Consider the following 14,941-nt stretch of genomic DNA (forward strand, 5'->3'; position numbering starts at 1 on the left):
GCCCATTTTTCTTACCCGTTCGCGGTGATAAACTCTTCCACTACCGGCGCGATCTTCTCTCGCCAGCGCGTACCGTTGAAGATGCCGTAATGGCCAGCACCTTCCGCCATAAGGTAGCGCTTCTTCTCGTCGGGTAGCGCGGTTGCCAGCGTCAGCGCTGCCTTGGTCTGCCCCAACCCCGAAATATCGTCGCGCTCGCCCTCGACCGCGAGCAGACCGATATCGGTGATCGCCGCCGGATCGACCGGCCGCCCCCGATGCGTCATGATCCCCCGCGGCAGCGCATGGTTCTGGAACACGACGTCGATCGTCTGGAGATAGAATTCCGCGGTCATGTCGCAGACCGACCGGTATTCCTCGTAGAAATCCTGGCTCTGCGACGCGCTCTCGCCGTCGCCCTGGACGAGATGCTTATACATCTCCCAATGCGAGACCATGTGGTTGCCGAGATTCATCGACATGAACCCGGCAAGCTGCAGGAAGCCGGGATACACCTTCCGCCCCGCACCCGGATAATTGCCCGGGACGGTCGCGATGACGTTCTGCTCGAACCACGCATGCGGCCGCTCGGTCGCCAGCGTGTTCACCGCGGTCGGGGCTTCGCGCGTGTCGACGGGACCGCCCATCATCGTCAGCGTCTTCGGACGGCACGGGTTCTTGTCCGCACTCATCAAAGCGACGGCGGCGTAACAGGGGACCGAGGGTTGGCAGACGGCCAGCATGTGCGTGCCCCCCTGCCCTTCGTTCGCGCCGATCGTCTCCAGATATTCGATCAGATAATCGATGTAATCGTCGAGATCGAACCGCCCTGCCGACAGCGGCACGCTGCGCGCATCGCGCCAGTCGGTGATGTAGACGTCGGCAAACGGCAGCATCCGCTCGACCGTCCCGCGCAGCAAGGTCGCGTAATGGCCGGACATCGGTGCGACGATCAGCAGCTTCGGACCGCCCTCGACGCCCTCGCGCACGAAGCGCTTCAACTGCCCGAAGTCCTTCCGCAGCACGATCTCCTCGCGCACTGCGACCTCGCGGCCGCCGATCGTCGTCGTGTCGAGCCCGAACGCTGGCTTCCCTCGCGTCGCATTCGCGTGTGCGAACACTTCGAGCGCCGACGCGACCACCGTGCCGCCGCCCAAATAGGCGAACGGGTTTGCCGGATTGTTGAGCATATCCGCGCCGAAGCTCGCCATCTTGCTGGCGCCGGCCATCATCGAACGCTGGAATTCATAGGCATCGTAGAGCATGCGGTATCCTCTCGCCTCATCGGGCTTTGCACGGTGGTAACGCAATTTTGCCGCAGTGCAACGCGCGATCGACCGCCGCTCGGTGCCGCGCGACCCGATCACCGCTCTCGGCGACGCCCGGTTCTCGTTGAGCGCCACCCCCGCCACTGCTAGGCACCGCGCATGGCCAAGCCGATACCCGAAGAGAAGACGTCCCGCCGGATCGGCGATCTCGCGATGGTGTGGCGTCACGCCTCCCATTATCCTCGCCAGATCGCGTTCGCGGGGCTCGCGCTGATGATGACGTCGGCCGCGACGATCGGCATTCCCTACGGATTCAAGCGCGTGATCGACCGCGGCTTCGGCCCCGGTGCGGGGGGGTCGGTCGCCAACTCGTTCCACTATTTGCTGATGATCGTCGTGGTGCTCGCACTCGCAACCGCGGTGCGCTTCTACTACGTCTCGTGGCTTGGCGAGCGCGTCGTCGCAGACATTCGCACCAACGTGCAGCGCCACCTCCTCCGCCTGACACCGCGCTTCTTCGAGGAGAACCGCCCGTCCGAGATCGCCTCGCGCCTGACCTCGGATACGGCGCTGATCGAACAGGTCGTCGGCAGCACGGTGTCGATAGCGCTGCGCAACACCTTCACCGGCATCGGCGGGCTGATCTACCTGTTCGCGATCTCGCCCAAGCTCGCGGGCATGCTGATGATCGGCATCCCGCTGATCATCCTGCCGATCGCGCTGCTCGGCAAACGCGTGCGCAACTACTCGCGCACCTCGCAGGACCGCGTCGCCGATGTCGGCTCGATCGCCACCGAGACGCTCGGCGCGATGAAGGTCGTGCAGGCATTTGGGCAGGAAGACCGCGAGGCGATCCGCTTCTCCGACGCGGTCAGCGCGACCTTCGCCGCGGCTCGCGCGCGGATCATGCTGCGTGCGGTGATGACCGCGATCGTCATCGGCCTCGTTTTCGGATCGATCACATTGGTCCTGTGGGAAGGTGCGATCGACGTAGCCGCCGGCCGCATCAGCGGTGGCGCGATCGCCGCGTTCGTCCTGACCGGCGGCATCGTCGCAGGCGCGTTCGGCGCGCTGACCGAAGTGTACGGCGACCTGTTGCGCGGCGCCGGTGCGGCCGGACGCCTGTCCGAGTTGCTCCGCGAAAAGCCCGAGATCGCCGCGCCCGCCAACCCGGTCGCCCTGCCCCAACCGCCACGCGGCGCGCTCGCATTCGAAGGCGTGCAGTTCCACTACCCGACGCGCCGCGACGTCGCCGCGCTCAACGGCTTCTCGCTCGAGGTGAAGCCGGGCGAGACGGTCGCCGTCGTCGGTCCTTCGGGCGCCGGCAAGACTACTCTCTTCCAGCTGGTCCAGCGCTTCTACGACCCCGACGCCGGCCGCGTGACGCTCGACGGCATCGACCTGCGCGACGCCGCTCCGGCGGAAGTCCGCGCCCGCATCGCGATGGTCCCACAGGAGACGATCATCTTCGGCGCCTCGGCGCGCGACAATCTCCGCTACGGCGACTGGTCCGCGACCGACGACAAGCTCTGGGCCGCCGCCGAAGCCGCCAACGCCGCCGAATTCCTCCGCAAACTACCCGAGGGCCTCGACACGTTCCTCGGCGAAGGCGGCGCACGGCTGTCCGGTGGCCAGCGCCAGCGCGTGACGATCGCCCGCGCGCTGCTCCGCGATGCGCCTATCCTCTTGCTCGACGAGGCCACCAGTGCGCTCGATGCCGAGAGTGAGCGGCTCGTGCAGGAAGCGCTTGAGCGGCTCATGGCGAACCGTACCACACTGGTCATCGCGCACCGCCTCGCTACCGTGCGCGCGGCCGAGCGAATCATCGTGATGAGCGATGGTCAGATCGTCGAGGAAGGCTCGCACGCGTCGCTGATGACCAACAGCGGGCTCTACGCGCGGCTCGCCAGCCTGCAGTTCAACGAGGCAGCCTAGACCTTCTTGGGCTTGGGCTTTTTCGGTTTCGGCATCGGCAATTCCGCGGTCGAGATGCGGACGAGTTCGGCCAGCCACTCCGCATCGTCCCAGCGATCCGCGTCGACCAGCAGGCAAGGTTTCGCGCCCGGATAAGGCGGCGCCTCGTCGATCGCCCCCGCGAACGCGCGGCCACCCGGGGTCGGCTTCACGAACAGCTGGTCGTCGCAGATCAGCGCGACCATCCTGCCATCGCAATAGACGCCGTATTCGCCGAACATCGGCTTTGCCGAGACCTCCCCCGCCGCGGCGAGCTGGTCGACGATGAACGCGACGGTCTTGCGATCGGATGCCATCAAGCGATCCTCGCAGATCGGCGCCGCCTTGGCGAGCCATGCCGACGACGGCGTTTCACTTGCGATGCCATGCCCGCGCGCGCAAACTCTGCAAAACAGGAGATGGATATGCGCGACTTCGACATCGTCATCTACGGCGCGACCGGGTTCACCGGGCGACTCGTGGCGGAGTATCTCGTCCAGACCTATCCCACCGGCGTCAGGTGGGCGATGGCGGGGCGTTCGCTGTCGAAGCTGCAAGATGTCCGCGACCTGATCGGCGCGCCTGCCGAGACGGCGTTGATCGCTGCCGACTCCGACGATCCCGCCAGCCTCCGCGCCATGGCCGAACGCGCCACCGTCGTCATCTCTACGGTCGGACCGTACCAGCTGTACGGCTCCAACCTCGTCGCCGCGTGCGCCGCGACCGGCACAGGCTATGTAGACCTGTGCGGCGAGCCAGCCTGGATGCGCCACATGATCGACGCGCACGAAGGCGAAGCGACGCGGACCGGTGCGCGCATCGTGTTCTCCTGCGGGTTCGACTCGATCCCATTCGATGTCGGCGTGCTGACATTGCAGGATGCGGCGAAGGCAAAATACGGCGCCCCCGCTCCCCGAGTGAAAGGTCGCGTGCGCAAAATGCAGGGCACGTTCTCCGGCGGCACCGCGGCCAGCCTAAAGGCGACGCTCGCCGCCGCAGCGCGCGATCCCGGCATCATCAAACTGCTGACCAGCCCGTTCGCGCTGACCCCCGGCTTCCAGGGGCCGCACCAGCCGACCGGGCTGCTCCCCGAATACGACACGACCCTCTCGGCCTGGGTTGCGCCGTTCGTGATGGCGCCGATCAATACCAAGAACGTCCACCGCACCAATTTCCTGCTCGGCAAGGCCTATGGCGCGGACTTCGTCTATGACGAGATGATGGTCGCCGGCCTCGGCGATATCGGCAAGGTCGCGGCGGAGGCGATCGCCAAGTTCAACCCGTTCTCGGGCGACAAGGGGCCGAAACCCGGCGAAGGCCCGTCGAAGGAGGAGCGCGACGCCGGCCATTACGATCTGCTGTTCGCGGGCATCATGCCCGACGGCGAGCGGATCGACGCGGTCGTTACCGGCGACCGTGATCCCGGCTATGGCTCGACCAGCAAGATGATCGCCGAGGCGGCGTTGTGCCTAGTCCAGGACGTGCAGGGCGATGGCGGGATCTGGACGCCGGGCGCGCTGATGGGAGCGAAGTTGCGCGATCGGCTGGTGGCGAAGGCGGGGCTGACCTTCACGGTCGGGTGATCAACCGCGAAAGAACCGCGTGGCGATCCAGGCGATCAGCACCGACACGATGATCGCGATCGGCACGGCGAGACGTCGGCGTCGCTCGACAGAAGCATAATGCGCGTCGAGATCGAAATAGAAGCGACCTGGCGCGGTTTCGCGGACGATGCCGTTGGCGCGCAGCCGATCGAACGTCGCCTGCTCGCGAGCATCACGCGGTAGGAAGGCGATCGCATCGTCGGGTCCGGTCGCGTGTCGCGCCAGAAACAGCGCCGGGATGACTCCGCGGATCCGATGCGGACGCAACGCCATCGGCATGCCCGATGAGCTCGGATTTACCGGTGAGAGCTTATTCGGCAAGCGCGAAGACCGTCGCCGCCGCCGCAACGCTTGCAGCGACGCCCGATACCCCGACGATCGCTGCGGCTCGAAGTCGCACCGAAGCGCGAAATGCGCCGAGCTTTCGCGCATCGAGATGATAGCGCCCGGCCCCGTCGTCGACGATCGCGCCATAGACTCGAAGTTGGCGAAATATCCGCGCGTCGTTCGCGACATAGGGGATCGCACGATCAGCCGACGTGGCCCGTGCCGCAACGAAATCCTTGACGATCCGTCGACGCGATCGGCCTAGAATAAGTCCCCTCATACTCTTCCCCCCGCGCCGATCTCGCATAGCGCGGGGGGTTTGCGCAAATCCTAACGCCGCTTGCCTTGGTGGCGGATGTTCGCCGGGCGACCACGTCGCTTGATCTCGCGCACCGGCTTGCGGCCGCCCCGTGGAGGCTGTGCGGCCCCCTTTCCCTCGGGCATTTCGAAGCGGAGGGCACCCGACACCGGGTTCGCCTCTGCCAGCCGCAACTCCAGTGTCTGCCCCTGCGCGAAGACATCGCCGCTATGCTCGCCGGTCAGCGTCCGCGCGCCCTCGTCGAAGCGGAAATATTCGCCGCCGAGATCGCGCACCGGCATCAGGCCGTCGCCACCGATCCCCTCGACCGTCGCGAAGAAGCCGAAATTGGTCACGCCGGTGATCCGCACGTCCATCACCTGGCCGACGCGCTCCGACAGGAACGCCGCGACATAGCGATCGGTGGTATCGCGCTCGGCCTCCATCGCGCGGCGCTCGAGCCGGCTGATGATCTCGCCGACCGACTCCATGTTGACCGCATCGTCCGCCGGCAACCCGCCCTCGCCGAGCCCATAGGCGGACACCAGCGACCTATGGACGAGCAGATCGGCATAACGCCGAATCGGCGAGGTGAAATGCGCGTAGCTGCCGAGACTAAGCCCGAAATGCCCGTGATTGCCGGGCGCATAATAGGCCTGGGTCTGCGTGCGAAGGATCTGCTCCATCACCTGAGGACGGAAATCCGCGTCGCCGATGCGTTCGATGATATGGTTGAACGTGGCGGGACGGACGACCTGCCCGAGCGCGAACGGCACGTCGAACGTCTCGAGATACTCCTTCAACGCCGCCAGTTTCTCGCGGCTCGGCGGCTCGTGGATGCGGTACATGACCGGCGCCTTCTTCGCCTCCAGCGCCTTGGCGGCGGCAACGTTGGCGGCGATCATGTAGTCCTCGATCAACCGGTGCGCGTCGAGCCGTTCGCGCGGCGACACCGACATGATCCGCCCCTGCTCGTCGAGCACCACGCGACGCTCCGGCAAATCGAGATCGAGTGGCGCCCGCGCATCCCGCGCCTTGGCCAGCGCATGCCAACAGGCCCAGAGGGGCTGCAAGACGGCCAGCATATCGCCACGCTCGTCCACCACCGGCGATGCGGCGTCGATGATCGCCTGCGCTTCCTCATACGCCAGGTTCGCCGCGATCCGCACCACCGCGCGCGTGAACCGCCACGACTTGAGCGAACCGTCCTTGCCGATCCGCAGATGGCACGCGAGCGCCGCGCGGTCCGCGCCTTCCTTCAGCGAACACACCTCCGCCGATAGGATCTCGGGCAGCATCGGCACGACGCGGTCGGGGAAATACACTGAGTTCCCGCGCCGCCGCGCCTCGCGGTCGACCTCGGACTTCGGCCGCACATAGAAACTGACGTCCGCGATCGCGACGATCGCCTTCCAGCCGCCGGCGTTAGAGGGATCGTCATCCGCCTCCGCCCAGACCGCATCGTCGTGATCGCGCGCATCCTCGGGATCGATCGCGACGATCGGCAAATCGCGCAGATCCTCACGCCCCTCACCCAACGGAAGCTTCGACACCCGCTCCGCCTCGTCGAGCGCCTCCTCCGAGAACACGTCCGGAATACCGAGCTTGTGGATCGCGATCAGCGAGAAACTGCGCGCCGCAAACGGATCGCCAAGCTTCGACACGACGCGTGCCGCGATCTTGGGTGGTTTCCCCGCGAGTTCCGCCAACACCAGATCGCCCGGCGCCGCGCCGCCTGCGTCCGCGACGGCGAACTCACGCCGCTCGCGCTTGTCGACGCCCGTCAGCCAGAGCCGCCCGGCCTCTTCGCGCAACACGCCCAGGACCTGCTCGGACGCCGGCGCGAGCACCTTCATCGGATGCGCGATCCAGCCGTTCCCGGCCTCCTCGGTGCGCGCGAGGATCCGCTCGCCAACGCCCAGCGCCCCGCGTTTCCGTTCGCGCACGCGCAGACGCGGCGGCGGCACGCCTTCCGCCTCCCAGCGCTCCGGGACCGCCCAGACGTTGCCGCCGTCATCGACATCGGCGATCCGCAGCACCGTCACCTTCGGAATGCCACCCATCTTGTGGAACGCGCGGCCTGGAGCGCTGTCGATCAACCCCTCGTCGGCCATGTCCTTGAGCAAAGCCTTCAGCCCGATCTTGTCCTGCGCGCTGAGCCCGAAGCCCTTGGCGATCTCGCGTTTGCCCGCGGGCACGTCGGACGTGGCGATGAAGTCGAGGATCTGCTCGCGCGTCGGAAGACCGGCTTTTGGTTTGTACATCGCACACAGATAAGCACGCCAACCCGTTCCGTCACCCCGGCTTCACTCGGACCGACAGCATCCGGAAGGAATGGCAGATAACTTATCCGGTACGGGATTGATGCTCGAAACGCCTGCCGACCAGGAGGACAGTCCTCCAGTTTCGAGCAACCGGTACGCCATTTTTGGCTTTAGGGCTTGCAACGGGTCCAGATGGGCATAGTCTACTGAAAACATTGAAGGAGAGGCATGATGGCAACGCCCCTGAAGCTCGAAGCGGACCCCGAGGACAAAAACCTCGTCATCCTGCAAAGCCTCATCTGCCTGCTGCGAGAGAAGAACGTTCTCTCGCGCGCGGATATCGAGGAGTTGTGCGACAAGGTTCAGGCCCGGGTCGCCAATCACGATAGCGATCCACTCCCTTGCCAGATGAACGGCGCGCTCGCCGCAGCCACCGAAGTCGCACAGATCGGCGATTATATCGGCCGCAAATACGGTGGAAAGCATCGTCGCGTGGTGTGATGCCCTAGCGGGTCGCCAAGCCCGGCAAAGATGATCGACTGTGCGATAGCGTCGCGCGACCGTAGCGCGACGCGCACAACCTCAAGCAGAGCGCCGTGCGCGAGGTCGGTCGCACCTTGGCAGTGTCATCACGCCACTGAACCGCGCGCAACAAATAGATCTATGACAACCGGCGTTCAGCCAAGGTCTGCGGCAAACAGTAAGCACCCGCCGATCGCCACAGCTCTTAGCTGGCGACGAAGCAAGTCTCGCCAGCGACCCGCAGCCGGCCACAGATATCCGCCGCCTGGTTCGCGCTGCCCGCGTTCACGCGCAGACGATACAGAGTTCGGCCACCCGTCGCGACCGGCTGGACCGACTTGCCGAGCGCACCGACATACGCGAACCGCTTCGAGAAGTTCGTCCAGGCCGCGTTGGCGACTGCTTCGCTCGGATACGCACCGAGCTGGACCAGCGAACCGCCGGTAGCCGCGCCAGCGCCACTCGGCTTCGACGCTGACAGCGGTGCCGTGGCGACCAGCCGCCCCCCCGATGCAGGAACCTGTGCGACGGCGTTGCGGCCCGCTGCGTCGTCAGCCTTGGCCGCGACCGCACGCTTGCCGTCGACCGGCGCTTCCGGCACGCCGCGAAGATCGATCGCGCCGTTGCCCGACTTGCCCGCACTGGTCGCGATCGCCGAGTCGCCCTCACCCTTGACCTTCAGGCCGCCGGCGTCGTCGGGCTTGACCTTATAGTCGCCTTCCTGCGCGGCGATCATCTGGCCGTCGCCGGTCGGGGCGCGCTGTTGCAGCTTGTAGATGCCGAAGATGATCGCCGCGAGCACCGCGAGACCGAGCACGACGAGCGCAATGACGCGGCCGATGCCAACGGTTTCCTGCTCGTCCGGCTCGACGGTTTCGAGCCAGGGGAGCCGGTCTTCCTCGCGCAGATCCATATCTTCGGCCATCACTTCATCTCCGAAACCGCTTCGACACCCATGATGGCGAGGCCGTTATGAATAATCTGCCCTATAGCGGACGCCAAGAAAAGCCGTGCCGCGGTCGCCTGTGGATCCTCGATCACCAGGAAACGACGGTCGGGACGGTCGTTTCCGACATTCCACAGCGCATGGAACGCAGCCGCCAAGTCATAGAGATAGAACGCAATTCTATGCGGTTCGCGCGCGGTCGAGGCGATCTCGACGAGCCGGGGGAACTGCGCCGCAAGCTGTACGAGCGCCAGTTCGTCCGTATCAAGCCGGGACAAATCCGCAGAAATAGGCGTGATTCCCGCCTCTTCCGCACGCCGATGCAGCGATGCGATGCGGGCGTGCGCGTACTGGACGTAGAAAACCGGGTTGTCCTTCGACGCCTCGACCACCTTGGCGAAGTCGAAATCCATCTGCGCATCGGACCGGCGAGTCAGCATCGTGAAGCGCACGACATCCTTGCCGACCTCGCGCACGACATCGGCCAACGTGACGAAATTGCCCGACCGCTTCGACATCTTGACCGGCTCGCCGTTGCGCAGCAGCCGGACCATTTGGACGAGCTTGACGTCGAACCGCGTCTTGCCGCCGGTCAGCGCCGCCACTGCCGCGACGATCCGCTTGACCGTGCCGCCATGATCCGCGCCCCAGATATCGATCAGCTGATCGGCGCTCTGGCTCTTCTGGAAATGATAGGCGAGATCGGCGCCGAAATAGGTCCACGACCCGTTCGACTTCTTGATCGGGCGATCCTGGTCGTCGCCGAACTGCGACGAGCGGAATAGCGGCAGCTCGACCGGCTCCCAATCGTCGGGCGTCTCGCCCTTCGGCGCTTCGAGCACGCCGTCATAGACCAGATCGCGCGACCGCAATTCCGCCTCGGCTGCCTCAGGCTTCTTCGCAGCCTGAAGTTCTGCCTCCGACGCGAACACCTCGTGCTCGATCCCGAGCAAGGCCAGATCGGCACGGATCATCACCATCATCGCAGCGACTGCCTGCGTGCGGAAGATGACCAGCCATTCGCTCTCGGGCGCGCCGACATAGCGGTCGCCGAACTCCTTCGCGAGCGACTGGCCGACGGGGACGAGATAGTCGCCCGGGTACAGGCCCTCGGGGATCTCGACGGTCTCGCCGAGCGCCTCGCGGTAGCGGAGGTGGACGGAGCGCGCGAGCACGTCGACCTGACCACCGGCATCGTTGACGTAATATTCGCGGATCACCTTGTGCCCGGCAAATTCGAGCAGGCTGGCGAGTGCGTCGCCGACGACTGCGCCACGGCAATGGCCCATGTGCATCGGACCGGTCGGGTTTGCCGAGACATACTCGATGTTGACGGTGATCCCGTCACCCTGCTTCGAGCGGCCATAATCCGCGCCCGCCTCGGGGATCGCGGCCAGTTCGGCGCGCCAGGCGTCGTCCGTGAGTTTCATGTTGATGAAGCCGGGGCCCGCGACGCTCGCCGAGGCGACGTCCTCGAGCTTCGACAGTTCGACGACCAGTGCATCGGCCAGCACGCGCGGATTGGTCTTGGCGGGCTTGGCGAGGACCATCGCAGCGTTGGTTGCAAGATCACCGTGGCTCGTGTCGCGCGGCGGCTCGACCGTGACGTTCTTGCGGTCGAGCCCAGCCGGCAGCGTTCCCGCTTCGGTCAGGGTGTCGAGCGCCGCATCGATATGCGCGGCGAAACGGGCGTAGAGCGTCATGGTAATTCCGGTATCGTAAGGAAGCGGGCGCTTTAGCCCATCGCAGCGCGACGCTCAATTTTTATCCCGCGTCGCGCTGATCCGCCTGCTCGGGCGTCCGATGATCCGCCGTTGCATAAGCTGCAATCGCGACAGTCTGCTTTGCAATTGCCGTTTATGCTGCACTGCAATATTTCTCGTATCGAGAGTTGGGACAGGACCTGATCCGGCTCAACGCAACACGCGGGAGACACGATCATGCGCAACACCATCAAGATCATCGCAGCAGCAGCGGCCGCCCTCACGTCGACCATCGGCATGGCCGCCGAGAGCAAGCAGAGCTTCGTTCATGAGGGCAGCACCTATGTTTACACGTCGACCCAGCAGGGTGGTCGTCAGGTGATCGACGGTCGCCGCTATCCGTCGGGCCAGGCTTTCCATCTGATCGTCCGCGGCGACCGTGTGTCGGGCGTGTCGGCCGGCGTCCCGGTCGCGTTCAAGACCGCCGAAGCTACCGGTGCAGCAGGCGGGGTCGCTGCTGTCGCGCGCTAAACTACGACTACAAAGATAACGAAAACGGCGGTCGGACCTCGGTCCGGCCGCCGTTTTTCGTTCGGCTCGGGTTAGTCTCGACGCCCGTCATCCGGACGCCACGACCTAAAACCCCTCAGGCAAGTCTATCGGGCCGACCAGTTCGCGGTAGCGCGACACCGCGTAGCGGTCGGTCATGCCGGCGATGAAGTCGGCGATGTGCCGGCTGCGATCGGGATCGTCCGCAGGCAGGCGGTCGCGCCATTCCTCGGGCATGGTCATCGGATCGTTGCGATAGACCGCGAACAGGCCGGCGACGATCCCATGTGCCGCATCCGCCGCGGCAAGCTGGCGCGGGTGGTGATAGAGATTGGCGTACATGAAGCGCTTCAGGTCGCGCTCCGCCTCGCGCATCTCTGGCGAGAAGCCGACCAGGCACTGGCCAGCATCGCGGACGTCGTCGACGCTGGTGACGCCGCTCGTCGCGACCCGCTGGCGGGTTTCAGCGATCAGATCGTTGACCATCGTCCCGATCTGCGTGCGGACGAGTTCGCCGACCAGGCGCTTCGGCTCGATATCGGGGAAGCGCCGCCGCACGTCGTCCCAGCCGCGCGCGACCAGCGGCACCGCGAGCATCTGGTCGAGCGTCAGCAGTCCGGCACGCAGGCCATCGTCGATATCGTGATTGTCGTAGGCGATATCGTCGGCGATCGCCGCGACCTGTGCTTCCAGCGACGAAAAGCTGGTCAGCGCGAGGCCGAACTCGGCATCCGCCGCGGCCAGAGCCCATCCCGGATGCCGGACCGGTCCATTATGCTTGGCGAGACCTTCGAGCGTTTCCCATGTCAGGTTCAGCCCGTTCCATAACGGATAGGGCCGCTCGATCGTCATCAGCGTGCGCAGCGTGTGGCCGTTGTGATCGAAGCCGCCTTGGCCGGTCAGCGCCGCCTTCAGCGCATCCTCGCCGGCATGGCCGAACGGCGGATGACCGATATCGTGCGCGAGACAAAGCGCCTCGGTCAGGTCCTCGTTCAGCGCCAGCGTCCGCGCGATCGTCCGGCCGATCTGCGCGACTTCCAGGCTGTGCGTCAGACGAACGCGGAAATGGTCGCCGTCTGGCGCCATGAACACCTGCGTCTTGTGGCGCAGGCGACGGAAGCTGATCGAGTGGATGATCCGGTCGCGGTCGCGCTGGAAGGCATCGCGTGGACCACGGACGGACCCGTTCTGTTCCTCGTGAAGCCGTCCTTTGCTGCGCGCCGGGTCCGATGCCCAGGGCGCGCGGTAACTCACTTGGCCGGCAACTTCGTGATGATCTCGCCCGGATCGCTGGTGAAGGTGAACGTCGAGACGCCTTCCTTGGCAAGCTGATTGACGAAAGTCCGCGCCTCGGCATCGGTCTTGAACGGGCCGGCGAGCACGCGGTTGGTCGCCTTCCACGGCGCGGTCCAGCCGCCGCGAGCGCCGAACACGGTCGGGGCCTTGGCCTTCGCCTTCTTCCACGCCTTGGGCAGATCGCCCTCGGTCGCGCCGGTCGACACCTGCACCCAGGTCCGCGCGGGATTGGCACGCGCGATCCGCTTCTCTTCAGCTGCAGCCTTGTCGGCGGCGAGCTTCTCGGCGGCGGCGGCCTTTTTCTCGGCAAGCGCCTTCTTGTCGGCGATCGCCTTTTTCGCCGCGGCCTTCTTGTCGAGCGCCGCCTTCTTGTCGGCGGCGAGCTTGTCCGCGGCCAGCGTCTTGGCAGCGACCGCCTTGGCCGCTGCGTCGCGTTCGGTCTTGGCCTTCGCCTCGGCGAGCACGCGCTCGGAATCATCCGAGACCGGAATGGTGGCGGGCGTCACGACCGGCGCGGGATGCATCGGCGCGACGTCGAGCTCGGACGCGGGAATCGACAGACCCGCGACGATCCGCGCGAGGATCGAGTCCTCACTAGCGGCGACTGCGTGAGTCCGTGGTGGCAAGGTCGCGGCTACCGGTGCGGGCGTAGACGAACTGGTGAAGCCGGGTGTCGGCGTCTCGGCGTTGGCACTCTGCGTTGGGGCGACCTGCTGAACGGGCGCCTGCTGTATCGGAGTTGGTAGCGGCGAAACCGACGGCGCCGCCGCTGCCGATGCAGCGAGCGTATTCGCCGCACGGGTCGGATCGGCGCGTGTTTGCCCTACCGGGATCGAAGCCATCTGCGTGGCCACGCGTGGGGGGAGAGTTCCTGCTGGCGACGGCGTCGGGACCGTACGGACAACCGGCGACGCGCTCGGTTGAATGGTCGCTGAGACAACGGAGTTCGTTTCCGCGGCCGGGTTGGTACGCGCGCCCGGAAGCGTCACGGTCGGCGCGGAATAGCTTGGCTGCGGCACAGGCTGCACCGTGCGGGCCGGCAATGGCTGGACCATTTGCATCGGCGCTGCTGCGAGCTGGACGGGGGCGGCGTAGGTGCTGGGCGCGGGGACCGTCGTCAACGTACGCGATGGAGTGGCGACCGGCGGGACCGGTGCCGACGTTGTTACAGGTACTGGTGTTGAGGACGGTCGCGTCACCGCGGCCATCTGGACACGGTCGCGGTTCGAGCGACGATCGCGCTTGTCCTTCTTGCCGGTCTTGGCCGTGACCGCAGGTTGCGGTGTGACGGCTGCCATCATGACCGGCGCGGTGGGGTCTGCGGCGAGCATGCCCAGTGGCGGCGCCATGCGTGCATCCGCGAGACGCGCCGGCGTTGCGTGGACTTCGCCGAAATGCACCGCGAACGCACGATCGCTTGCCGGCAGGTTGGGCAGGCGCTGGAAGAAGGGTTGCAGGCCTTGCGCGGTGCCTGCGGGCATCATCGTGGTGGCGATCTTCTCCGCGCCGGCGACGTCGCCGTTCATCGCGAGGATGAACGCGCGGGATCGCCATGCGCCGCGATCGCTCTTGAGCAGGAGCGGATTGAGCTGCTGAACCGCGAGCTCAGGCTTGCCCGAGATACCGAGCGACAGCGCATAGCGCCGCGTCGTCTCGTCGTCGGGCGCATCGCGGAGTGCCACGCGGTAGTCGCGCTGCGCCCGGTCCTGCTGGCCAATCAAATCATAGGCGAGCCCACGATCTGCGGCGAAGTTGCGCGGGTCCAAGCCGAGGCCCTCCGCCTGCGCATAATAGCGGAGCGCTTCGCCGGGACGCTCGGACCGGACGAGGATCGACGCCATCCCCGCCTTCGCCCGACCATCGCGCGGGTTCACCTTTTCCGCGCGCGCGAACAGCGCGGCCGCACCGCTGAGATCGCCGAGGCCCATCGACAGGTCGCCGGCCTTGATCAGCGCGTCGATGTTGCGCGGGTTGCTCGCGAGCTGGCGCATCACGTCGCCGAGCTTGTCCGCGTCGGTGGTGCCGGGGATCGCCTGCACGACGGCTTGCGCGGACGCGGCGGCTGGCACGGCCGCGAGCACGAGTGCCAGCGCGGCGGTCAGGAGATGATGGGAGGACCGGGTCATGAGGTTCAACTGTCTAGACGCCAGCCCGACCGAACCGGCAATGTCTCGCACGCATGCGCGCGGCGAACTGGGCTGGGGCGGCGACGAATGCAGGGTTTTGCGTACG

The 14,941-nt window shown here is 66.2% G+C and carries 13 protein-coding genes; 4 read left to right on the plus strand and 9 right to left on the minus strand.

The window, feature by feature from the left end:
- Positions 1-11 precede the first annotated feature (11 nt).
- On the minus strand, positions 12-1,244 hold the full coding sequence (locus IFT67_RS04630; protein WP_192146474.1) for a polyhydroxyalkanoate depolymerase: 1,233 nt from the start codon (positions 1,242-1,244) through the stop codon (positions 12-14).
- A gap of 162 nt (positions 1,245-1,406) precedes the next feature.
- On the opposite strand from IFT67_RS04630, the gene IFT67_RS04635 reads away from it, so the two are divergent.
- The gene (locus IFT67_RS04635; protein ID WP_192145199.1) at positions 1,407-3,182 is read left to right on the plus strand and encodes an ABC transporter transmembrane domain-containing protein; all 1,776 of its coding nucleotides are present in this window, start codon (positions 1,407-1,409) and stop codon (positions 3,180-3,182) included.
- Here the strand turns inward: IFT67_RS04635 and IFT67_RS04640 are convergent.
- Positions 3,179-3,517 (minus strand): TfoX/Sxy family protein, encoded by a 339-nt coding sequence (locus tag IFT67_RS04640; RefSeq protein ID WP_121904653.1) that lies wholly within the window; start codon positions 3,515-3,517, stop codon positions 3,179-3,181. The two genes, IFT67_RS04635 and IFT67_RS04640, sit on opposite strands and share 4 nt — an antisense overlap.
- A gap of 108 nt (positions 3,518-3,625) precedes the next feature.
- Here IFT67_RS04640 and IFT67_RS04645 point away from each other — a divergent pair, with 108 nt between their 5' ends.
- Positions 3,626-4,783 (plus strand): saccharopine dehydrogenase family protein, encoded by a 1,158-nt coding sequence (locus IFT67_RS04645; RefSeq protein WP_192145200.1) that lies wholly within the window; start codon positions 3,626-3,628, stop codon positions 4,781-4,783.
- Here the strand turns inward: IFT67_RS04645 and IFT67_RS04650 are convergent, their stop codons facing one another.
- The 3 genes from IFT67_RS04650 to IFT67_RS04660 are packed head-to-tail and all read right to left on the minus strand — an operon-like array spanning position 4,784 to position 7,693.
- Positions 4,784-5,083: a hypothetical protein gene (locus IFT67_RS04650; protein ID WP_192145201.1), complete on the minus strand. Its 300-nt coding sequence runs from the start codon at positions 5,081-5,083 to the stop codon at positions 4,784-4,786.
- A 31-nt stretch (positions 5,084-5,114) separates the two neighbouring features.
- On the minus strand, positions 5,115-5,411 hold the full coding sequence (locus IFT67_RS04655; protein WP_121884445.1) for a hypothetical protein: 297 nt from the start codon (positions 5,409-5,411) through the stop codon (positions 5,115-5,117).
- A gap of 50 nt (positions 5,412-5,461) precedes the next feature.
- Entirely contained in the window at positions 5,462-7,693 is a 2,232-nt protein-coding gene (locus IFT67_RS04660) for a ribonuclease R family protein (RefSeq protein ID WP_192145202.1), read from the minus strand.
- A gap of 228 nt (positions 7,694-7,921) precedes the next feature.
- Here IFT67_RS04660 and IFT67_RS04665 point away from each other — a divergent pair, with 228 nt between their 5' ends.
- On the plus strand, positions 7,922-8,194 hold the full coding sequence (locus IFT67_RS04665) for a hypothetical protein (protein WP_235529827.1): 273 nt from the start codon (positions 7,922-7,924) through the stop codon (positions 8,192-8,194).
- A 226-nt stretch (positions 8,195-8,420) separates the two neighbouring features.
- Here IFT67_RS04665 and IFT67_RS04670 read toward each other — a convergent pair whose 3' ends face one another.
- Positions 8,421-9,140, minus strand: a complete 720-nt coding sequence (locus IFT67_RS04670) for an SPOR domain-containing protein (protein ID WP_107961713.1) — start codon at positions 9,138-9,140, stop codon at positions 8,421-8,423.
- On the minus strand, positions 9,140-10,864 hold the full coding sequence (argS, locus tag IFT67_RS04675) for an arginine--tRNA ligase (protein WP_192145203.1): 1,725 nt from the start codon (positions 10,862-10,864) through the stop codon (positions 9,140-9,142). The genes IFT67_RS04670 and argS overlap by 1 nt, the downstream gene beginning before the upstream one ends.
- Positions 10,865-11,101: 237 nt before the next feature.
- On the opposite strand from argS, the gene IFT67_RS04680 reads away from it, so the two are divergent.
- Positions 11,102-11,395 carry a hypothetical protein gene (locus tag IFT67_RS04680; RefSeq protein WP_192145204.1) on the plus strand — a complete coding sequence of 98 codons (294 nt, stop codon included), beginning with the start codon at positions 11,102-11,104 and terminating at the stop codon, positions 11,393-11,395.
- Between the two features lie 105 nt (positions 11,396-11,500).
- Here the strand turns inward: IFT67_RS04680 and IFT67_RS04685 are convergent, their stop codons facing one another.
- Complete coding sequence (locus tag IFT67_RS04685) at positions 11,501-12,667, minus strand: deoxyguanosinetriphosphate triphosphohydrolase (protein WP_192145205.1); 1,167 nt, start codon at positions 12,665-12,667, stop codon at positions 11,501-11,503.
- A complete protein-coding gene (locus tag IFT67_RS20540) occupies positions 12,664-14,835 on the minus strand; it encodes a tetratricopeptide repeat protein (protein ID WP_192145206.1) in 2,172 nt (723 codons plus the stop codon). The genes IFT67_RS04685 and IFT67_RS20540 overlap by 4 nt, the downstream gene beginning before the upstream one ends.
- Between the last annotated feature and the right edge of the window lie 106 nt (positions 14,836-14,941).

The organism is Sphingomonas sp. CFBP 13728, assembly GCF_014841895.1.
Lineage (GTDB): Bacteria > Pseudomonadota > Alphaproteobacteria > Sphingomonadales > Sphingomonadaceae > Sphingomonas.